Origin of the sequence: Legionella rowbothamii (assembly GCF_900639985.1) — a bacterium.
GTDB lineage: Bacteria > Pseudomonadota > Gammaproteobacteria > Legionellales > Legionellaceae > Legionella > Legionella rowbothamii.
Map to the genome: position 1 here is coordinate 53,511 of NZ_CAAAIM010000005.1, position 22,983 is coordinate 76,493.

Here is a 22,983-nt window from a genome sequence, read left to right on the forward strand (position 1 = left end):
CGGTCTATCAGAATGTGGACTAAAATAAGGAAAGAAAGGCCCTAATTTTCAAACTCAAGAAGAGAGGAAAATCATGAACAGAACGAAAAAAATAATAATGATTTGTGTTTTTTTAACTACTGCATGGATGCTAACCGCATGTGGTACAGTTAAAGGCTTTGGTAAAGACGTGACCAATGTGGGGCATGGTATTCAACGAGCATCGCATCTTTAAACGTTAAATAATTTTATGCAGTCTTGGTGCCGTGCGACATAATTAAGGTTTCTAGCGTAATCTCCTTGAATATGCTGCGCGGGTATCAAGGCTACAATTGTGCATTCATTTTAAACGGATTATTTTTCCCATCCCAGGAAAAAAATTGTTGCATGTCGTGGAAAAAACACAGCCTAGGCGGCCGCATTGTAAACTCCTTTTTAAGACATAAAGAAGCAAGTCGTTCAATTTCAGGAGCGATTATTTGCACATCACTGAGTTCCTTGTATGCATAAGCTAAAGTAACATGGAATGTTTGCGGGATTTTGTTTTCTATACCGAACTCATCAGCTATGGCTTTAACCAACGTATATTGGGATTGAGGAAGTATTAGATTTAATTGCAAGGCATAAGATGCTTTAATCGCCACGATCTTTGCTGTAGGAGTAAAGGAGTTAGCCGTTAACTTTGCATGAAGATGTTGGAATCGCTCGTCATTAAGCAATGTTGGCCAGTTATTAGGGGCGTCACTTTCAGTGTATAAGTTATTGGTGGTCATATGATAACTGGAGCAAGGCAGGGGAGCATAATAGCTGCGCAATTTTTTGGCCCCATTAAGTAACCCATAGATGTGTAACCAGAAGTCTTTATCCTTATTATCTACATCTGCAATGACGGTAACTCCAGGAAACTCCAGGTAGTTCCCTTGTGCATCTATTTTTTCATGGATGAGCATCGTTGCTTTCCCCTTCTCTGAGTGGGTTGATGCTAAAATAAAGCCGATAAGGAGTCAATGTAGGTTGGTTGTAAATTGTTAATGATACTGGTTAAAGATATTTATAAATTGTAGGTTGGGCCCATGACCCAGCAAAGTATCGAGCCACTAGCGCTCTATGTTAGGCCTACAAGTCATTGTAAAATTTCTCTAGCTATTTTGAATCTTATTCACCAATTCAGGCATGGTTTGAATTCTACGATTCTTCGTACTAAAGTCTTTTTTAATAAAGGGCTGCCATTCCCAATTAGGGCGATCATAATCTTGAAAAAGCTCATTTAAATGAGCAATTAAGGCATCTTTTGCAATTAACTCGGGGGTGATTTGGATGCTAAATTGGTTTAAATCATGTTGTTGAATAGTATAGTCGTCAAACTCAAAGGGAAATGAGGCCATTTTTTGGCGAATGAGATCGGCAAAAACAGGCTGTATCTTATCCGCTTTGGTAGCATAGCAAATATCACCCACGCGTCCTTCAATTCCCGTTAATTGGGTAAATACACTAGAGGATGGTTCTTCGATTAATACATCATCGAGACGATAGCGAATAATCGGTTGGGTAGTACGTAACAGATCGGTAATGATGGGAATAAACCTTCGCTCATCAATCCATTCTTTTTCGATAATTAAAAACTCTTCATTCATCAATAAACGATTGTTGTTTTTATCACTAATTGCTAAAAACCCTTCGGTACATTGATAGACCTGTGATACTGAGCAAGCAAAAGCTTCTGCGATGATGGCTGCATCACGTGGCTCCAAAACTTCAGCTACAGCAAAGATTTTTTGCGGTTTTATTGCTACGCGTTGTTTTGCTAAAGCTAATAAAACACTTGCAGGTGCCGAGAGGATAGTGGGTTGTAATTGGGTAAGTCGTTCTTTATGGGCAGCAAAACATTCGAGTAAATCAAAAAAATGGAATTGAATTTTTTTACTTTTACTTAAAGTGGTATAAAGCTGATTGTTGGCACGTAAGAAAAAGGCAACGCGCTCTTGTTTTTTTAAGCCGTGCGGTAGGGCTTTAGCCAATAAGATTCCAGCCCATGCATCCCGTTCTTTAGGGCTTGCAAGAAACAATCCCCGATTGCCTGAGGTTCCAGAAGAAAGGCCTACAGCAACATCCCCAATTAAAGGTGAAAAATCACGTGAATTTTCCGCGCGTAAAGCAACTTCCAGAGCATGATCTTTTTTTATATTTATCGTATTAATTTCGTCAAAATGCTGCATCATTATTTTTTTATTTATGATGGGCCATTGAATGAATGGTTTGTCTAAATAGGGCTGATAAAAGGGCGATTTCCCTAACGTATTTTTCACCAGTTTTTTAAACCTTTTTTCCTGATAGGCAGATAATTGCTCGCGGTTACGAAAACACTGGCTTAAGTATTGGGTTTTGAAATAATAATAGAGTAACCTAAGAATCATGAACTTACCTTTTTAATGCGAGCACGTATGAGTTGGCAATGCGCAGGAATAATATCCAGGGCTTGGTTTTGTCGATGTAATTGATGCAACTGAAGAATCGTGTTTTGATACGCTTGCTTATCCTCATGGATTAAATAAGTCAGATTACTGGGATAAATTAATTCTTTAAAGGTTTCCTGATGCCAGCAGCTATCGGCAATTAAAAAGGTTTCTTTATTCTCATTGGCTTTAAAATACAAACCGATTTGTCCTCTAGCATGACCAGGCAAAGATATGGCAATTAATTGGCCATCGTTAAATAAATCATAGCCAGAAGTAAACGGCGATAATTCCGTAGGTAGAACGATTTCTTGCTTTAGAAGCACTAAGCGCTCATAGAAATCTTTGGGAAGCAAATCAGGTAAAAAACCTTTAATTAGCGCACGGATTCCTTTTTTATTATCTATACCACTGATGGCTTGAGGATGACAGACAAACTGGGCATGTGGAAAATCTTTTAAACCACCAATGTGATCGGCATGAAAATGTGAGATAACAATAGTGCGAATTTCGCTTGCTTGAATGTGCTGCTCTTCCAGTTGTTGTTTTAGGGATTTCTTTAAAACCACCGGAGTAAGCCGTCGGTAGAGTGAAAAGGGAAATTTTTGAGTAAGCTGGAAGAAGCGATCACTATATCCGGTATCAAATAAAATATACCCCTGCTGTGGGTGCTTAATTAAAGCGCAAAGTGCAGGGTAGTCACATTGTTGCATACGTCCAGATTTTAGGGTCATTCGCTCGCAATGCTTGCAATACCCTGCTTCAAATAATTGATATTCAATCATGATGTTGGTACCACTTTGCGAAGCGCTCTATTCCTTGAGAAATACTAAACAACGGCTTATAGCCTAAATCGTTTTGGGCTGCTTCTATATTTAAAGTTTGTCCTAAAGATAAAACGCCAGCGCTGTATTTCGTTAAGCGGGGCTCCAAATGTATAAATGGTAAACGATAAATTTTTTCCAAACATGCAGCATAATTTTTGGCTAGGGCATAAGGGATAAACTTAGGGGTAAAGGGTTTTTGCAGCGCATCAAATAATTGCTTCAGTATGTAGATTAAGGTTTGGGGCTCATCATTAGTAATATTATATTTATTGCCACAAAATTGAGTGTTTGCTTTAGCTGCTAAGAGTAAGCTTTCTACTACATTATCAACATAGGTAATATCAATAAGGTTCTGTCCACTACCAATAATAGGTAAAACACCTTTGCGTTCGCTTTGTAGTAGGCGGGGGAAAATTGCGCGATCATAGGGCCCAAAGATGGCGCGAGGTCGGAGAGTGATCACATTAAGATTTTTTTCTCGATAGGCCTTATCAATTAATTCTTCCGCCATTAACTTGGTTTTGACATAATGATTTGCGGGTTTTTCCGGTAATGGCTCCAGTTCTTTAATGTTATGTCGTTCGCTAAAATCAAAGTAGATGCTTGGTGATGAAACATGAACTAAACGTGTTGCTTCTGCAGTGCTGTCAATAACATGCTGTGTTCCCAAAACATTAGCCGTATAAAAATCTTGATAACGTCCCCACGGGCTAGAGAGGGCGGCACAATGGAATATGGTTTGTGTTTCATGAGGAATTGCTTTTTTTAGTTTTACTTTATCGTGTAAATCTACGTTAATAAAACGCGCCCCTGCGTGCGAAAGGATTTTACCCAAAGCTTCATTACGTCCTAAAGCGATGACCTCCATGCCTTGCCCCAGCAAACGCTGAGTTAAATTCAGCCCTAAACATCCTGTCGCCCCTGTAACTACAGAAACCATTTTTAGTACTCCAGAATAAGCCCGCCTGCCGCAATTCCTGCGCCAGTACCTAAAAGTAGCACCAATTGTCCGCGTTGTAATTGCTGAGTGTCAATTAGGTGGCATAGCGCTGTGGGGATTGATGCAGCAATTTGATTCCCGTGGTGGGGGTAAATGGAGACATACTTTTCTTGCGGAATATTTAGTCTTTTTTGGATGTGTTGCATAGCCAGTAAGCTGGCTTGATGAGGAATAATCCAATGAATATCGTTCAGTGAAACCTGAGCTTTGTTTAAGAGATTCTCCATCAAACTATCTAATAATTTAGAGGCTAATTTAAAGACTTTTTTTCCTTCCATATAGAATAAGGATTGCTCCGCAGTTGGGTTTGGCACGCGTGTACCACCCGCATCGATTTTGCATATATTGGCACCGATACTATGAGTTTCATGATGTGCTGAAAGAATACGTTCTCTCCCGTCACTTTGTTCCAAAACACAGGCTGCAGCCCCATCGCCAAAAATAGTGCAGGATTCCATATCCTGCCAATTAAGCCCTAGAGAGGCGATTTCGCTAGAAACGATTAAGATTCGTTTAAAACGTCCGCCGGCAAGCAAATGGGAGGCAATATCTAAGGCGGTGATAAAACTTAGGCAAGTACTATTTACATCAAAACAGGCAATTCCTGATGATTCGAGGCCTAGCTGTTGTTGAATTAAGGCCGCAGTGCAGGGGATGGCTTGTTCCCCTACGCCACAGGCGCTGATAATTGCATCCAGATCCTTTAAGTTAATCTGAGCTTTTTCTACGGCAATACGAGCAGCTTGAGCACCCATATAAGAAGTTGTTTCATCCCTAGATGCAAAATATCGTGAAATTAGGCCGGATTTTTTTTGTACACTTCCTTCGGCTAGCTGAAGTTTGGCATCCAATTCTGTAGATAAAACTTTATTTCTAGGCAAATAACGTCCCATTCCAATAATTTTTACGCTAGACATTGGTGTCACTCCTTAAAAAGTTAGCCTTGGCTGGAGGCACTTGTTGTGTAAAAAGATGATAATCTTTAGCAAAAAAGGAACAAGACAGTGCATAAACACCATAAGTAATAAATGGTGCTGCAAACACATCGATGCTGTAATGGATATGACCAATAAGAACAATACACGCAAAAAAAACACTGGAAAGAAAACAAAAATAGCGAATTTTTTTGTTATCCCAAAAAAGTAACATTAGCAAAAAAGGGCCGCCAACATGGCCTGAAAAAAAGAGATCTCCATCAAAGAGGAAAAAAGAAGCTAGATTTTCGGGAATGGCTAATTCATTTGTTGGAGCACCTAAATGAGTGAGGCATATAAATGCACTGCGCACGAGAATGAACAGGGCGGCAGACTTTGTTACAAAAGGTATTTTTTCTGGGTGAACAATTATGTAAGTTGTAAAGCCCATCCAGAACAATAGGGCGGCATAAACATGGATAAAAGTAACGTTATGCAGGGGTAAATAGTGCAATATCAGATCGTCCACCTGCTGCCCAGCTACCTGCGATGCATATATTCCAGCTTGATTGGCGACAATAAAACTAAAAAGCAGTAAAGAAATGCCGAGCAGGGTTGTCCAGAGATAATGGGAATCTTGGCAGAGTTCCTTATAATTTGACCATATGATTTTCATTTATTTACTATCTCCTGATAAAGCGCCTCATATCGCTCTATAGTGCGTTGAATGTCGTGTTGTTCTGCTAATTCTCTACTTGATTTCCCCATTTGATGGCTTTTTTCCGCATCTGTGAGTAATTCAATCAAATATTTGGTGAGGGCGTTTACATCATTTTCTGCAAATAGATAACCATTTACTCCTGGAGTTACCAATTCCGGCAGAGCCATAGCATTAACTGCTAACAAGGGTAACCCTGAGGCAATTGCTTCTAAAGCAACAATGCTTTGTAATTCAACCGGGCAGGCGTTTACGAAACATTGGGCTAAACCGTGTACTTTGGGATAGTCATCATCAGTTAAATAACCGGTAAAAGTTACATGCTCTCTGAGCCCTAATGTCTGCACTAGATGCTCCAGGCGGGGGCGTTCAGCTCCGTGACCAGTTAATACAAAATGAGCATCAGCCTGTTGTCTGGCTGCCTGAAATGCATACATTACCATGGATAGATTTTTCTCCTGATCCAGGCGTCCGGTATAAAGCAGAATGGGCTTTTTCGGTATGGCAAAGCGTTGGCGAATTTGTTGGGCATCCTGGCCTGGTTTAAATTTTTGTAAGTCCACACCACAAGAAATGGCATGAACCTCTTTTCTTAAGTGCGCTTTTTTGAGTAATTGAGCGGCAGTTTGAGTCGGAGTGGTTACGGCATCGACTTGGGACAACATATCCACAATAATGCGCCAGCAAGTGCGGTTAAACCAAGGCTCGAAACGCTTGGGGAGTTTAGTATAGTGGAAAAAATTTTCTGGCATAAAATGGTTTGTCGCCATCATGGGTAAGCCCATTTTCTTGCCAGCTCGATAACAAATCCCTCCCAGAATAAATTTGCCCTGAAGATGAATGAGGTCAGGTTTAAATTCCTGAATTGCGTTAAGTATTCCCTTTTTAATAAAAAAAGGAAAACAAACGCGAAAGTTTTTATAGAGAAACACTGGCCAGGAGCGTGCGCCATACAAGCGTACGCCATCATATTCTTGGTAAGCTTGCTTCCCGGTTTTGGAGGGGCAAATGACTAAAACTTCATGGCCTCTTTTTTGTAACAACGAGGCGAGACGATGTGTGAAATAGGCTCCTCCATTCAAGTCAGGAGGGTAACTGTCTAATACGGTAATAATTCTCATTAATTAAACTTAAACATTGTCCATGGACTTCTATTGGCTCAATGTGGTCATTAATTGGCCTTTTATAATATCGGTATTTTGCTTGCAATGCAATTATTATTCAAGGCGGGAAAAGACCATGAAAGTTATTTTTTACAATTTTGTTTTTATTATCTGATTTTTCAATGCATTTTCTTATAAATTCATGATAGATTAACAGTCATAAATTTATAAGTTGCAAAGGACTGTTGCTAGTGGTTGGTTTTAGATCTCACCCAGCGGTGTTTATTGGGGTATTTTCACTTTCTGTTTTGCAGGTTGGGTGTATGGTCGGGCCTAATTTCCGCTCGCCGCCATTACCACCCGTCAAGCAATATACGGAATCACCATTGCCTGCCAAGACTGTGAAGACAGCCGGGGTCGGGGGGAAAGCACAAGCCTTTATTAAGAATAAAGACATCCCTCTGTTATGGTGGGAACTTTATCAATCACCTGAAATTAATCAATTGGTTCAGGCGGGTTTAGACAATAGTCCTACCTTGGCCTCGGCTTCAGCTGCGCTGCGCCAAGCGAGAGAAAATTGGCGGGTACAAGTCGGTAATTTGTTACTTCCCGCCATTAATGGCTCTTTCGGTGTAGAGCGTCAACGTTACGCAACAGCGCAAATTGGTACTCCTGGTCAAAGCTCTACGTTCTCCATTTATAGTACAGCCTTTAGCGTTTCTTATGTACTTGATGTATTCGGCGGGTCGCGACGAGAACTTGAATCCTTGCGTGCAAAGGTAGATTATCAACAATTTGAGGAAATCGCGGCGCACCTTACATTGGCCTCCAATATTGTCACTACTGCCGTAAATATTGCATCTTATCAAGCGCAAATTGATGCAACCCGTCGCTTGATTAAAATCGAACAAGACTTATTGAATATCTTAAACAGTCAATTTAATGTGGGGGCGGTTTCACGTGCAAATGTATTGACCCAGCAAACTCTACTGGAGCAATCTAAAGCAACCTTACCGCCATTACAAAAAAGCTTATCTTTAGCGAAGCATTCCTTATCCGTGCTGGTTGGTGAATTTCCTGAGGGGGCTTTACCCAAGCTTGATTTAAATCGATTAAAACTACCTACCGAATTGCCATTAAGCATTCCTTCAATGTTGGTGCGCCAACGTCCCGATGTGCGGGCTGCGGAGGCGTTGCTGCATTCCGCTTGCGCACAAGTCGGTGTGGCTACTGCCAATCTTTTCCCGCAGGTATCGTTAACAGGTAATGAGGGGTGGCTTAATATTTCTTGGTCCAAGCTCTTTACTGGTCCCAACAATGTTTGGTTGATTGGGGCGGCCGTAGCGCAGCCGTTATTTCGTGGGGGCGCCTTATTTGCCCAACGTCGAGCAGCTATTGCTGCTTTTGAACAGGCAAAGGCCCAGTACCAACAAACTGTGTTGCAAGCGTTTCAAAATGTGGCTGATGTTTTAAGTGCTATAGAAACAGATGCAAGAACATTACAAGCAGATATTCGTGCTGAAGATGCCGCACGCGACGCATTAAAATTGACTGTACAACAATTTCGCCTTGGGGGCGTTAATTATATTAACTTATTAAATGCGCAACAACAGTATCAGCAAGCATTGTTAAGTCGTATCCAGGCGCAGACCTTACGTTATACCGATACAGCCGGTTTATTCCAAGCTTTAGGTGGTGGCTGGTGGCATAAACCCTGGTGTGTAAAAGAATGTCTGTAAGGGTAGGAGGCGTTATTCTGAAATAAGGCTGAGATCATTAATTTAATGGTCGTGAGGATGACGTTTAGGATTTAGATACAAGTTAAGAGAGAATTTCTTGAAAAAGCAAATGATAATTATGTTGGTATCCTTGGCGATACTTTTTGGCTTAATTTTTGGCTGGAAAGCGTTTACAGGACTCATGATGAGACGATATTTTGCGAGTATGGATAATCCGATAATCACGGTATCCACCATGAAAGCAGAAAAGTCTTTATGGCAGCCAACGATGAAGGCAGTTGGAAGCTTACGAGCTCGCGTTGGGGTGAATGTTACTACTGAACTCGCAGGCATGGTGAAAACGATTTCGTTTACTCCCGGAGCTCAAATTGAAAAAGGCACCGTTTTAGTGCAGCTAAATGCGGATGCCGAATTGGGGCAGTTGCATTCCTTACAGGCTCAAGTGGAGTTAGCTAAAATTACTTATGAACGGGATAAAGCCCAACTTAAAGTTAATGCAGTGAGCAAACAAGTAGTAGATACTGATTGGTGGAATCTTAAAAATCTGCAAGCACAAGTAGAGCAGCAAGCTGCCATTGTAGAAAAAAAGACGGTGCGCGCGCCATTTTCAGGGCGATTAGGGATTAATAATGTCAATCCAGGGCAATATCTTAATGTAGGAGATACAGTCACTGCCTTACAGGATCTAAATATAATTTACGCTGACTTTTTCTTGCCACAGCAATCATTGGCGGATCTGCAACTGGGGCAATCGGTTTCCGTTTCGGTCGATACCTTTCCAGAGCAAACCTTTAAAGGAAAAATCACGACTATTCAACCTCAAGTCGATGTTAATACACGTAATGTGCAGGTCGAGGCGACTTTGTTAAATCCTCGTTTCTTATTAAAACCTGGTATGTTTGTGCATACCACCGTAGACGTGCAGTCAAAGCGTAGCTACATCACATTACCTCAATCGGCAATTAGTTTTAATTCTTACGGGGATATCGTTTATGTCGTTAAAGACAGTGGTAAGAAAGATGATAAAAACCAACCCATGCTTACGGTGCAGCAGGTTTTTGTTACTTTAGGCGGTACACGGGGGGATCAAGTTGCCGTTTTGAAAGGAATTAATGAAGGAGAAACAATTGTAACCAGTGGGCAGTTAAAGCTTAAGAATGGCAGCCGAATTGCGGTGAATAACACCATCCAACCCAGTAATGAGGCGAACCCTCAGGTTACAAATAGACGCTAAGGATTGTATTTATGGTATTTACCGATATTTTTATTAAGCGGCCTGTATTGGCTACTGTGGTGAGCTTAATGATTTTGGCTATGGGGCTACGCTCCTTGGGGTCTTTGCCTGTAATGCAATATCCCTTTACGGAAAATGCCATTGTTACAGTCACGACGACCTATACCGGAGCCAACCCTGATGTGATAGCGGGTTTTATTACCACGCCTTTAGAAAACTCCATCGCCCAGGCCAATGGCATTGATTATATGACCTCTACTAGTACACCGGGTACCAGTACGATTACCGTTAATTTATTACTGAATTATGATCCCTTAAAAGCATTATCAGACATTACCACCAAAGTAAATGCTGTACTTAATCAGCTGCCGAAAAATTCACAACAACCAGTAATCACGGTGTCTGTTGGGCAAACTATTGATTCAATGTATATTGGTTTTTTTAGCGATGAATTGCCGATTAATAAAGTTACCGATTACATCATTCGCGTCGTTCAACCTAAGTTGCAGGCCGTTAATGGTGTGCAGAATGCGCAAATTCTGGGAAACCAAACTTTTGCACTACGTGCTTGGCTTAACCCCGTTAAATTAGCTGGTTTCGGGCTTTCGGCCGCAGATATTGGGGCTGCTTTGGCTAATAATGATTTTATTTCTGCTGTGGGCCGTACCGATGGGCAGATGTTTATTCAAAACTTGACTGCATCTACCGATCTTAACGATGTCGAGCAATTTAAAAAAATGATTATCAAGGCACAAAACGGCGCCATTATTCGTTTGGGGGACGTCGCAGATGTTGATCTTGGTGCCCAAAATTATAATTCCTCGGTGAGTTTTGATGGGCGAACTGCCGTTTATGTTGGAATTATTGTTGCTCCATCGGCTAATTTATTAACTGTAATTAATGAAATAAGAAAAATTTTTCCAACTATTCAGGCGCAATTACCTCAAGGTTTAAATGCCAATATCGTTTATGATGCAAGTTTATTCGTTAATTCCTCAATTCATGAAGTAATTTTGTCTTTGATGGAAGCCTTCATGATTGTGACGGTTGTCATTTTTATTTTCCTTGGTTCTATTCGTTCCGTTATTATTCCCTTAATTGCAATTCCTTTATCCATTATTGGCACTTTTTGGGTCATGCTGGCTTTAGGCTACTCCATTAATTTATTGACTTTATTGGCTTTAGTATTAGGAATTGGCCTTGTGGTGGACGATGCGATTATTGTTGTAGAGAACGTACAGCGTCATATTGAGGAAGGACGAACTCGAATTAAAGCGGCATTACTGGGAGCCAGTGAATTAGCCAATCCGATCATCGCAATCACGGTAGTTTTGATTGCAGTTTATGCTCCTATTGGCTTTATGGGAGGATTAACTGGGGCTTTATTTACTGAATTTGCCTTTACATTAGCGGGGGCTGTAACCATTTCTGCAGTGGTGGCTTTAACTTTATCGCCTATGATGTGCTCTAAATTCTTAAGAGTAGGAGATGGTGCAACTAAAGGGCGTTTTATGACGCAAGTTGACTATTATTTTAATAAGTTAGAAAAAGCCTATTCACATGTCTTAGTAAGAACTTTGCGCAATTTGCCTGTAGTCCTCGTTTTTGCCGCGATTATTTTAATCAGTAATTACTTTTTGTTTACGACTTCGGCATCAGAATTGGCACCGCAAGAAGATCAGGGGATTATTATTTCGCAAGTCACGGCCGCTGCGAATGCTTCTTTAGCTCAAACACAGCTTTACGCGAATGCGGTCAATGCAATCTATCAAAAGTATCCGGAAACCGATCATATTTTTCAGGTGGATGGGCAGACCGCGTTAAATACGTCCATTATTGGTATGGTTTTAAAACCATGGGATGAGCGTAGTCGCACCTCAAATCAGCTGCAACCTTTAATTCAACATGAATTAAATCAAATTGCTGGGGCCAAAATAGCAGCGTTTCAATTACCCTCATTGCCCGGCGGAGGAAGCGGCTTACCTATTCAATTTGTGGTTACGACCACTGAGCCCTTTGAAAATTTAAATGAAGTAATGCAACCGATACTAGAACAAGCTCGTCGCTCTGGTTTGTTTGCTTACCTTGACGTCGATCTAAAAATCGACCAAATACAAACACGAATTAATTTAGATCGAGACCGAATCTCTCAATTTGGATTAACAATGCAGGATATTGGAAATGTATTTGGTTCCGCTCTTAGTGAGGGATATATTAATTATTTTAACTTTTTGGGACGTTCTTATCAGGTTATTCCCCAAGTAACACGAGAGTCTCGTTTAAATCCAGAGCAAATATTAAATTACTATATTAGAACATCAACGGGACAGTTGATACCTCTTTCTACTGTAGCCAGTTTGCAGCGACAAGTTGTTCCTGAATCATTAAACCATTTTCAGCAGCTTAATTCTGCAACGATTTCAGCAGTGGCATTCCCCGGAGTTTCAACTGAGAAAGCTTTAAGTACGCTAGCGACCTTTGCCAATCAGACTTTACCCCAAGGTTACACCATTGATTACGCATCCCAATCCCGACAATATATTAAAGAAGGCTCATCACTACTGGTTACCTTTTTCTTCGCGTTAATCATTATTTTCTTAGCTTTATCGGCGTTATTTGAAAGTTTCCGTGATCCTCTGATCGTATTAATCAGTGTACCTATGTCTATTTGCGGAGCGATGATTTTCGTAAGTCTTGGTGTGGGGGGGGCTACTTTGAATATTTATAGTGAAGTAGGCTTGGTCACCTTGATTGGCTTAATCAGTAAACATGGTATTTTAATTGTGCAATTTGCCAATGAGCTACAGGAAAAAGGAGAAAAGAAACTCGATGCAATTCGTGCCGCCGCTGCCATTCGTTTACGCCCAATATTAATGACTACCGCCGCGATGGTTTTGGGGGTTATACCCTTAATTATTGCTACAGGGGCGGGAGCTCAAAGCCGTTATAATATTGGTTTGGTGATTGCGACAGGAATTTCGATTGGTACTTTATTTACCCTTTTTGTGGTTCCTGCGATGTATCTGTTTTTAGCTGAAGAGCATGTGGAAAAGGCTAGGGCGGAACATCTGGATAATGAGGAGTCTTTGGGCTAGCTGCTTTCGCGGCTATCCGTAATTTGCTTTTCACCCTGAAGGTATAAATTTCTCAGGATGACATATTTTATTGTACAAGTATCCGTTCAGGGGCTATGTAAATTGGGTCATCTAGAGATGCGAGGCGACGAAGCAATCCAGAGGTTCACGGCACGGAACTTTGGGTTGCTTCACTTCATTCGCAATGATGATAGTTTTTTACTTCATTTAACAACCAGCGTGAACATTTGCTATTGCAATGCGACAATAGCTGTATCTGTCTGTTCTGGTATTCCTCTAACTTGAGACTGATCTGGTTGAATGAATAATCCAAATCTTACTATTAATGCTGAATCCAGTTTTTGTGGTTTATCAACTGCCTCATTCATGTTTTCTAAGAATCGCTTCCTTGTAGAAGTATATAAATTTAATGCTTCTAGTAAGGAGAGAAAGCAGGCTTTCAAATAAGCAAAACTCAATGTATCCATATGCCTATTTGGAGCGAGCAGGACACTTTCAAAGCGAGGTTGTTTCACTAGCTTACTTATCTTTTCAAAACGTTCTTTAATTGATAGGGGGCTAGGCTCATCTTCGGTCTTTTTCGCTGGTTTTTTCATCTTTTCAGAATTTACTATAGGAACAGGCGCCGTGTTTTCTTGAAGAGTTGCCATGGGCTCAGAGTCTGCATCAGCGTACACGAGTTCATCTGCATTATCCTGCGCATTTGTTGCTATTTCATATAAGTCATTAATTAACTCTGACTTTTCAGTTAATGGATCTTTAAGTTTAGATTGAGATTTCTGTACTGAACTTACCTGTTGTTCGTTTTTCTTTTTCGTTGCGTCACTCAAATATCCTTTTATTTGCGCTAAAACAACCAGAACGCGATCAAGTTGTGCATATTCCTCATAATGCTTCAGTTCAAACTCGCCGATTTTTTCTTGTAGCTGTTTTTCTATGCTGAAACTAATGTCTTTTACCGTTTTTGCCCGGCCAATGATCTGGGACTTAAAAGTAAGTAATTCTTTACGTAACTCTTTGCGATATTCTTGATCTGTATATTGTAAACCAATATGACGGTTACATAGTTTCTTCAAGTGCCTATCAAAGGTTTTTGTCGTATAGTCGTGAATAAAGTCTTGATTCTCTTGATCTTGGGCTTTATCGATTTCTTTAAGCTGCGCCAGCTGTTCTTGTGCGGTCTGCAGTCTCATCTCATAGGTTGATAACAGACCTAGAACGTAATGATAACTTCCAGTAATCCAGCCTTCAATTTCGGTAAACTCAGGGTCGTAGGCATTAAGTTGCTCACTACATATTTTATCTAATCGATGCTGGTCTTCATAGGTACTTACATCGACGCTGACTTTCTTTGCATCACGAAGCTGAGCCAAGATGGGCAAGTTTTTCTTATATTGATCTTGCAGTCTCTTAACGCACTCTTCAAAGGTGAATGGATGTACGCTAATGGGTTGTATGCTTGATATGATATCAGGATGGGCATAGCGTTTATACTCTTGAACATGCTGGTATAAGGTTTCAATCCCGGCATACTCTTCTTTGACTCGCTCAATATTCTTTTGAGCTTTAGTAATTTTTTTATTGAGAGTATTAGTACGTTCTTCTAATGGTTTTTTCTCGCAGATTAACGCAACATGCATTTCAGAAGGTAAATCCAGGGCTTCTAAGAAGCCTTTATAAAATTCATTTGTGACGCGTCTTAATGGTTCTGAGAGACTACCTGGAGCTAATCCAAGTTTTGTTTCCCAATGATCCGCTTCAAGCAGCATTGGCGTAAATATTCCAGGCCTAATCTTATCTATATTATTTAGTGCTGCATCATGTGCTGTGGTGGTAAATTCATTGAGCTTTTGCATCAGCTCTCTGTAAAGCAATAACATCTGCGGCGACTGTAGAAAGAGTTTAAAATAAGAATGCGAATTTTTAATCATTGCTTCTATGGTCAATGTTGCATGTTTTGCATTTTTATAGAGTGTATTCAGTTCTTTAGTAGACTGATAATTCTTATTTTTTAGCGATCTAATGTGATTTGGGCCAATATAAAAAGCATTAAGCGCAAACCACACCGAATTTTGCTGTACTGTTCCAGGGACGGGAATTTGCTCTGGAGCTGTTTGATATGCGAAAGAATGTCCTTGAATTATGGCACATAGATTTTGAGCTTTGCTGATCAATTCCCGAGTAATAAAACTATAATGAGGATCTGTAGCTAGCCTTTCACTGAGCTTTATGATTTCGTTTATATGACCGTATGCTTGTAACAGCGTGCGAACATAATTCCATTTCCTTAATTTGGCCATACTTTCTTCGCCAATCGCGGAATAAGGACCATGAAGGTTGTAATCGTTTAAATTTTCTAACTCATGAGCAATCCCTTCAATGTGAAACAGACAATTATAGATATCTTTTATCGCGCGAACCTGCATACTTTGGGCAAGCTGCTGATAAGGATCTTCCATTTCAGGATAAGGAACACCTTGGTCTTTGGGGACTAATTGTTTGCGCATGGACTCATTAAAGAGTGCTTGGATGCCATATAGCGCCGATCTAAATTCAGCGATTCCTTTAGAAATGCTCGTGTCTTTGAGAAGACGATAGGCTCTTTCCCCTTGTTTTAAGTTTAAGCTGAGCGAGGCCGCTTCATTTTCATCGACAAGTTTTTCTTGAGCAATACTAATGTATTGTTGATTTTTATGATGCCAATCCATACTCACATTAGCAAAATAAGTTTCAAAATGCTCGTCCAGGACTTCGAACAAGTCAATGGATGGAATTGCTTTGGCGTCGATTTGTTTATTCGATAACGCTTCTGCTAAGAATTTATCAAACTTTAGAATACTTTCCTTATGGGGCTCGGGGGCTGCACAAACAAAATAAGCTTGAAAAACGTTATACAAATTGCGACATTGAGTTTTTATTTGATCGTTTAATGCTTCAATATTTTGCACTGTACCTTTGATGTTATGAGCTTTTAGGAGCTCCATGAATGCAGTTTCAGTGGTGGTTTTTTCCCGTGCCAAACGCATAAATTGTTGCTTCTTTTGTCGCCAGGTCTTTTCAATTTGGACAAAATATCTTTCGGCTTCTTTGAACAAGCCGGCCACAGGTAAGTCGTCTGCTTCTACAGGGTTATTCGATAATAAATCAACTAAAACTCGGTCTAAATGGGACCTCTCATCGGGGTTTGATGTTGATGCGGCTAGAAAATAAGGTTGAAATACGGCATATAAATTACGACATTTTTCTTTGAGCGTTCCATCCAATTGACTTAGGTCAAAAATGTTTTCAGGAAGGCTATGTTCTTGCAAAATCTTGTTAAATTCTATGTAGGCTTGGCGAGCAGCTTGAAAGTCATTGTATTTATTACGATATAACGCATACAGTTCAATTACCTCATCAGCCGTTAATTGCTCAGGATGTGGGATTAAAACGTTCGCCTGAGTATTTTGTGGATTAGTTTCGTCAATATTATAGATACTGGCACGAGTATCATCATAAGGAAGTAGGGGGGCTTGGACATTTGGATGATTTTGTTGCGAACTGTGTATTTGCAACAGTTTCATAAAATCATTATATGCTTGTCGTGCAACTTGAAATTTATTGTGCTTATTGCGATACCATTCACAGAGCTCAAGAGTTTGATCGGCGGTTAATTGTTCAGAATTTTTCAGTAAAGTATGCTGAGTGCTGTCGCTTTTTTCGAATTTCAGTTTTTTGGACTCTTGTTCGAGAAACACAGCAGCAGCTTCTTCATCAAGGAATTTAGCTTCTTTTAAATCATAATAAGAGTCATCTTCTGTGGTAGGCCATGAAGCTTGGATCCTTGACAGGGAGGTTGCGCAACTTTGTATTAATAAGGTTGTGTCGACAATAGTGGGGGTATCTTTTATGTCCACTATCCTATTCGCCAGCACAGCAAAAAGATATTGTTCAAAATTTTGTAAGTCCTCTTTGTGCTCTGTTAAATAAGGCAGATAAGGACGTAATTTATTATAAAGATTTTTAAGACGAATTTTGCTCTCATTGCCGAGCTGATGTAAGGTTAAATGAGTTTGATCTTGGCGAATAGCTCTTTTAATTAGCGTACTGAAGCTAAGAAAATTTTTTCTCAGTGTTAGAAGTTGTGTTTTTTCGATGGTCAGCGGTGCTTCATCTTTTTTAATTCCTAGCGGAATCGTTTCATCAAGGGTGTATACATTAGTTTGTCGATTATAGGGATATAAGGCTAATTGCGCATTTTTATACACCGAGTCAATCAGATCGCGATTGAGTCTGATGTGGAATAGTTGGGTTGCTTCATTTTTATTAATTAATGCAGATAGGGCTGCCCTTTTAGGCAGAATTAAGCTTACGTGATCTGGGTCTAGGGCTCTGGTTATGAAGCTCAATGGTCTTGAGATATAGGAAGACCAGGTTGAGCGGGTAGTGTATGAGGACCAGGCTTGGGGGCCAAGGAGGCCTGCGATCATTTGGTCATTAAGATCGACATCTAGACGTTCAACATAAGGTTTAAATATTTTGTAATGGCTAATAAGTTCTTCTCTTACCTGCTCGGGTAATTGATGAAGACTTAGCTTTTGATTCCCAGCTTTTGCCAACTCATCGAAAAACGCATCAATTGCATCTTGAGCTTGCTTGGTTTTATAAAGTGTCTTATTTGCAGTATCAATACGTTTATATGCGAGTTCCAGTCTTAGCTCAATAAAACGCGAATCTTCGATTTGCAGTAACTCTTCCCCTCGTGTTTTAAAATCAATGGCTTTTTTGGGAAGATAAACAAGCGCCTCATATAATTTTTGCGTATTAGCCATCAGGGGAGTAGATAAGGTGCCCGGATTGAGCATGCAATTTACTTCAATTTTATCTACTAGACCAAATAATTTAGGGAGCACGTCATATTTTATTTGAGATAATTTACCGCATACCACATCTTGGGAGAATTCGCTTAATTCTCCAACCTGTTCTAGGGTGCTCGCTACCAGGGTAATTAGGTTACGAAGAATGTGGATGTAATTTAAAAATTTAAGTGAGACAAGGATCTTATTTCCTTTTAAATTTTCTATGTCGTTTAATAAATGAAGTGCTGCGTTTTGTATTTCATCTAATTTCTTTTGGTTGAGCTTTGGTTCGTTTTGGCGAATTTGGGACGAATACGACTCGATCTTCTCTGTTAGCTGATTAATATAACTGGGTAACAGTGCACTAAATTCGGTTAGGAAATTATAATCGACATCTCCACCTAGAGGGCGCAGCTGATCTACTGTTCTACCCGTGGCCTCACCGACAGTTTTGGCGATGGGATAGGGTTGAATCGCATCTTTTGTTGCTTGGGCATTTTTTTCAGCAAGCTGTTGTACCTGAGCTAAATGGGGCAGGACAAAATCAAGTTCTTCTCGGAACATTTCTTTTAAATCCACATCCAAATGTGTGGCTAAGTAACTTGCTTCATAAGTTGTTTCAATTGTATTACTAATAAGTAATTTGGCATTTGGAGTGGCTTTGCGTAAATCTCTAATATCTAGATTTTCTAAATCAATAAATGATAAACGAGCATAATAAAGTGCGTTGATTAGTTTTTTTATTTGGGTAATGTTGTCGGGTTCAAGTTCAAAGCCTGTAAAAGGAACGCCAGTTGTATTGATCTTTTCTGGGGCGAAATATGGACGTATTTGTGGACTAACATGTTTGCTATTAAGTATGTCAAAAATTTGCGCATAGCCACGCTCTACATGCTTAGAAAGCTGGTTTCTCTTGAATGATTCAATAACTCGTAGTGTGTCTTCTATCATAATTATCAGATGCCCTACATTATTAACCCCGCGGTAGTGTAATGCATAATACTTAAATTATTATTAAGAATGTAGGTTATTTGAACTTATTTTTTTATGAAATTACTTTTACCGATAATTCTAAGGTAAAATCAGCCACTTTATTCGTTAATCCTGGGTAATCAGTATAGGCACCAATTTTGATTGGTTTGTTTATTCGCTCTTTTGTTTTTTGGCTTTCCTCTAACATTGCTTTGACTTGTGCTCCCTCCGTGCACACAAAATAAACATCTGATTCAGGGCGGCGTAAAAATTGCGCTTGAAATGACTTAAAAACTAATGAAACTTTACATTGAGCAAGTTCGGCATGATAAAAAGCATGGATTCCACCCGCTAAGTCTGCGCCGACAGATAATGCGCCAAAATACATCGAGTTTAAATGATTACGGCTACGTCTTCTAAGGGGAAGGCGAATGACAATGTCTTCTTCATCTATTTTAATGAGTCGTGGTTTTAAGTAGCCGATCATCGCTACTTTAAAATGGCAGAAATACCAGAAAAATAATTTAAAATGAAACGTAGGACTCATTCTTTTTCCTCCTTAACCATGCTAATACTTTGGATAATATAAGGGGTAGTGGATGGTGATTTAGTTGCAATGACAATTACAGAAAAGGCAATCTTCGCATTAATTTCTGGTAAGAGGACCTCAGTGTTGACGCGCGCAAAATGAATTCCAGAGGCAACACCGGAGTCTACTACTTGGGGTTCAATAAGAAAAACAGGGTGGATGGACAATTGTTGGTCGCGGATTGTTGGTAAGTATCCCCCAAGAAATCCTTTAAGAGCATCCCATGAACTGACGCTAAATCCGATTTTACGCTCATTGGGTTCCTCATCTATGGACTTATAATCTATACTTAAGGTGTTTAGTAAGGTTTTTTTTGTCCACGCAGTTACGGGCATGGGTTCCTTTGCGTAAAGATTGGGAGCTAAAATGAGTATGATTCCGAGTACAAGAGCCCTCATCACTAAAATCCTTTTATATTAACGAGTTATTCATTTAATTGTAGCAGAACTATCTATAGATACCCAAGCTACTTCAGAACGTAGAAAACCATGCCTTTTGAAGTATCTTGAATATGGAATTAAAAATGTCTATACGCTCTGCTAATTTAAGTTCATAATTCATTTTTTCTTTTCCGAGTTCTTAAACTAACCGAACGAATTTTATGCAAACTATCAGTATTCGTGGTGCACGAACCCATAATCTCAAAAATCTTGATTTAGACTTACCTCGAGATCAGCTAATTGTTATTACTGGTTTATCAGGCTCTGGCAAGTCTTCATTAGCATTTGATACGCTGTATGCTGAAGGGCAGCGACGTTATGTCGAATCCTTATCTGCTTATGCCAGACAATTCCTCTCGATGATGGAAAAGCCTGATGTGGATTCTATTGAGGGTCTATCTCCAGCCATTTCTATAGAACAAAAAGCAACCTCGCATAACCCTCGATCTACGGTGGGGACAATTACCGAGGTTTATGATTATTTACGCCTACTTTACGCTCGGGTCGGTGAGCCTCGCTGCCCAACGCATCATGTGCGCTTGCATGCGCAAACTGTCAGCCAAATGGTGGATCAGGTCATGACTTTACCTGCGGATTCCAAAGTGATGATTTTGGCCCCTGTTGTGCGTGAGCGAAAAGGTGAACAGGTACAGTTATTTCAACAATTACAAGCCAAGGGCTATGTCCGTGCGCGTATAGATGGGGAATTGTATGAGCTTGATTCGCCACCCAAACTTGGCCTACGTACTAAGCATACTATTGAGGTAGTGATTGATCGGTTTAAAGTAAGGCCCGAAATCGAGCAACGTTTGAGCGAGTCTTTTGAAAACGCGCTTAACTTGGCTGAGGGGCTTGCAATAGTATCCTCCATGGATAATCAATTTACCGATTTGGTATTTTCTTCTAAGTTTGCTTGTCCGGAATGCGGTTATAGTTTGAGCGAACTGGAACCTCGTCTTTTTTCGTTCAATAATCCCGTTGGTGCATGTCCTTCGTGTGATGGTTTGGGAGTGGATCAGTTTTTTGATCCGGAGCGAGTCATTCATGATGCTACGGCCAGTTTAGCAGAAGGTGCTATACGTGGTTGGGATAAAAAGACTAATTATTATTTTTCGATGCTGGAATCATTGGCGCAGCATTATGGTTTTAATACAGACACCGCTTTTTGTGATCTCCCTAATGAGATGCAAAATATTATTTTATATGGTAGCGGCAGTGAAGTGATCGAGTTTAATTACCATCGACCTAATGGTGGTTTTATGCTGAAGCGACATGCCTTTGAAGGTGTCATACCTAATATGCAACGTCGTTATCGGGAATCCGATTCGGGGATGATTCGAGAAGAGCTCGCTAAATATTTATCTTCGCGCCCATGTCAGACCTGTAGCGGTACCCGCTTACGTGAAGAAGCACGTAATGTGTTCATAGATGATAAAAATTTGCCAGAAATTTCTGCCTACTCCATAGAAAAGTCGTATGAATTTTTTAAAAATTTACGTTTAACTGGTTATAAAGGTGAAATTGCTGCCAAGATTAATAAAGAAATCGTAGAACGCTTAGGGTTTTTAGTTAATGTCGGTCTGGATTATTTGTCTTTAACTCGCAGTGCGGAAACCTTATCCGGTGGAGAAGCACAACGTATACGTCTTGCCAGTCAAATTGGCTCTGGTTTGGTTGGGGTGATGTATATTTTAGACGAACCGTCAATTGGCTTGCACCAACGCGATAATGATCGTTTATTAAAAACGTTGATGCATTTACGTAATCAAGGCAATACTGTTATTGTGGTTGAGCATGATGAGGATGCTATTCGTAGCGCGGACTTTGTGTTGGATATTGGTCCAGGTGCTGGAGTTCATGGTGGTGAAATTGTTGCCCGTGGTACTCCGGAAGAAGTTATGCAAAATCCCGCATCCCTTACAGGGCAATATTTGTCAGGTAAACAGGCGATTGCCGTGCCTAAGGAACGTTTACCGATTAACCCTGAGAAAATGATTCATTTAAAAGGGGTTAACTGCAATAATCTCAAGCAGGTTAGTGTCAGTATCCCTTTAGGCGTGATGACGTGTATCACGGGAGTTTCTGGATCGGGCAAGTCCAGCTTAATTAATGATACGTTGTATCCCATTGCCGCAAACCAGTTAAATCGAGCCAGCTTATTTACACCCGGGGCTGTAAAAGAAATTTCAGGGCTGAATCTTTGTGATAAAGTAATTGATATTGATCAAAGCCCAATTGGCCGCACTCCGCGCTCAAATCCTGCAACTTATACGGGCCTATTTACCCATATCCGCGATTTATTTTCCGGAACTCCTGAGGCAAGAGCCCGGGGTTATCAGCCAGGGCGTTTTAGCTTTAATGTTCGAGGCGGGCGTTGTGAGGCTTGCCAAGGGGATGGACTCATTAAAGTAGAGATGCACTTTTTACCTGACATTTATGTTGCCTGTGATGTCTGTCAGGGTAAGCGTTATAACCGAGAAACCTTGGATATTCAGTATAAGGGCAAAAATATTCATGAAGTTTTAGAAATGACGGTTGAGGATGCGTGTACTTTTTTTGCGGCTATTCCTGTCTTAGCCAGAAAATGCCAAACCATGGTGGATGTGGGCCTGTCTTATATCAAGTTAGGGCAAAGTGCTACAACCTTATCAGGTGGAGAAGCTCAAAGAATTAAATTGGCTCGCGAATTATCAAAACGTGGTACTGGAAGTACTTTATACATCCTAGATGAACCAACTACAGGCCTGCATTTTCATGATACTCGGCAGTTGCTTTCGGTATTATTCCGTTTGCGAGAGCAGGGTAATACTATTGTTATTATTGAGCATAATTTGGATGTGATAAAAACCGCGGACTGGATTATTGACTTAGGTCCTGAAGGTGGTAGTAAAGGAGGGCTTATCGTTGCTACTGGAACTCCGGAGCAAGTCGCCGAAAGTCCAAAATCCTATACCGGACAATTTTTAAAACCACTTCTGAATTCCAAATAGCACACCCGTATTAGGAGAAGTCGTAATACGGGATGCTCCAGTACATTTCCCTGTTATTTTTACTATTTTCAAGCTATAACTTAAATAGGATA

At 40.2% G+C, this 22,983-nt stretch carries 15 protein-coding genes; 5 read left to right on the top strand and 10 right to left on the bottom strand.

All coding sequences use genetic code 11. From position 1 onward, the window contains the following. The first annotated feature begins 73 nt into the window (after positions 1-73). A complete protein-coding gene (locus tag E1P08_RS09750; protein ID WP_133136836.1) occupies positions 74-214 on the top strand; it encodes an entericidin A/B family lipoprotein in 141 nt (46 codons plus the stop codon). 91 nt (positions 215-305) lie between these two features. On the opposite strand, the gene E1P08_RS09755 is transcribed toward E1P08_RS09750, so the two are convergent. The 7 genes from E1P08_RS09755 to E1P08_RS09785 form a co-directional block, all read right to left on the bottom strand. Then, positions 306-929 carry a DUF1868 domain-containing protein gene (locus tag E1P08_RS09755; RefSeq protein WP_133136837.1) on the bottom strand — a complete coding sequence of 208 codons (624 nt, stop codon included), beginning with the start codon at positions 927-929 and terminating at the stop codon, positions 306-308. A 189-nt stretch (positions 930-1,118) separates the two neighbouring features. After that, a complete protein-coding gene (locus E1P08_RS09760; protein ID WP_133136838.1) occupies positions 1,119-2,393 on the bottom strand; it encodes a F390 synthetase-related protein in 1,275 nt (424 codons plus the stop codon). Beyond that, positions 2,390-3,217 carry an MBL fold metallo-hydrolase gene (locus E1P08_RS09765; protein ID WP_133136839.1) on the bottom strand — a complete coding sequence of 276 codons (828 nt, stop codon included), beginning with the start codon at positions 3,215-3,217 and terminating at the stop codon, positions 2,390-2,392. Before E1P08_RS09765 ends, E1P08_RS09760 begins: the two co-directional genes overlap by 4 nt. After that, positions 3,210-4,199, bottom strand: coding sequence for an NAD-dependent epimerase/dehydratase family protein (locus tag E1P08_RS09770; RefSeq protein WP_133136840.1), 990 nt, complete (start codon positions 4,197-4,199; stop codon positions 3,210-3,212). Before E1P08_RS09770 ends, E1P08_RS09765 begins: the two co-directional genes overlap by 8 nt. 2 nt (positions 4,200-4,201) lie before the next feature. Beyond that, positions 4,202-5,176: a beta-ketoacyl-ACP synthase III gene (locus E1P08_RS09775; RefSeq protein ID WP_133136841.1), complete on the bottom strand. Its 975-nt coding sequence runs from the start codon at positions 5,174-5,176 to the stop codon at positions 4,202-4,204. Then, a complete protein-coding gene (locus E1P08_RS09780) occupies positions 5,169-5,849 on the bottom strand; it encodes a phosphatase PAP2-related protein (RefSeq protein WP_133136842.1) in 681 nt (226 codons plus the stop codon). Before E1P08_RS09780 ends, E1P08_RS09775 begins: the two co-directional genes overlap by 8 nt. Then, positions 5,846-7,012, bottom strand: coding sequence for a glycosyltransferase family 4 protein (locus tag E1P08_RS09785; RefSeq protein WP_133136843.1), 1,167 nt, complete (start codon positions 7,010-7,012; stop codon positions 5,846-5,848). Before E1P08_RS09785 ends, E1P08_RS09780 begins: the two co-directional genes overlap by 4 nt. Positions 7,013-7,245: 233 nt before the next feature. Between E1P08_RS09785 and E1P08_RS09790 the strand changes: the two genes are divergently transcribed. From E1P08_RS09790 to E1P08_RS09800, 3 genes are all read left to right on the top strand, one after another. After that, on the top strand, positions 7,246-8,733 hold the full coding sequence (locus E1P08_RS09790; RefSeq protein WP_133136844.1) for an efflux transporter outer membrane subunit: 1,488 nt from the start codon (positions 7,246-7,248) through the stop codon (positions 8,731-8,733). A gap of 97 nt (positions 8,734-8,830) precedes the next feature. Then, a complete protein-coding gene (locus E1P08_RS09795; protein ID WP_242602425.1) occupies positions 8,831-9,967 on the top strand; it encodes an efflux RND transporter periplasmic adaptor subunit in 1,137 nt (378 codons plus the stop codon). 11 nt (positions 9,968-9,978) lie between these two features. Beyond that, positions 9,979-13,062 carry an efflux RND transporter permease subunit gene (locus E1P08_RS09800; protein WP_133136845.1) on the top strand — a complete coding sequence of 1,028 codons (3,084 nt, stop codon included), beginning with the start codon at positions 9,979-9,981 and terminating at the stop codon, positions 13,060-13,062. A gap of 230 nt (positions 13,063-13,292) precedes the next feature. On the opposite strand, the gene E1P08_RS09805 is transcribed toward E1P08_RS09800, so the two are convergent. The 3 genes from E1P08_RS09805 to E1P08_RS09815 all read right to left on the bottom strand — a co-directional run bounded on the left by E1P08_RS09805 (position 13,293) and on the right by E1P08_RS09815 (position 19,859). Further along, positions 13,293-18,851, bottom strand: a complete 5,559-nt coding sequence (locus E1P08_RS09805; RefSeq protein WP_133136846.1) for a hypothetical protein — start codon at positions 18,849-18,851, stop codon at positions 13,293-13,295. A gap of 94 nt (positions 18,852-18,945) precedes the next feature. Next, positions 18,946-19,419, bottom strand: a complete 474-nt coding sequence (locus tag E1P08_RS09810) for a PaaI family thioesterase (RefSeq protein WP_133136847.1) — start codon at positions 19,417-19,419, stop codon at positions 18,946-18,948. Continuing rightward, on the bottom strand, positions 19,416-19,859 hold the full coding sequence (locus E1P08_RS09815; protein WP_133136848.1) for a hypothetical protein: 444 nt from the start codon (positions 19,857-19,859) through the stop codon (positions 19,416-19,418). Before E1P08_RS09815 ends, E1P08_RS09810 begins: the two co-directional genes overlap by 4 nt. Positions 19,860-20,062: 203 nt before the next feature. Here E1P08_RS09815 and uvrA point away from each other — a divergent pair, with 203 nt between their 5' ends. Next, positions 20,063-22,891, top strand: coding sequence for an excinuclease ABC subunit UvrA (gene uvrA, locus E1P08_RS09820; protein ID WP_133136849.1), 2,829 nt, complete (start codon positions 20,063-20,065; stop codon positions 22,889-22,891). The last annotated feature ends 92 nt before the right edge of the window (positions 22,892-22,983 follow it).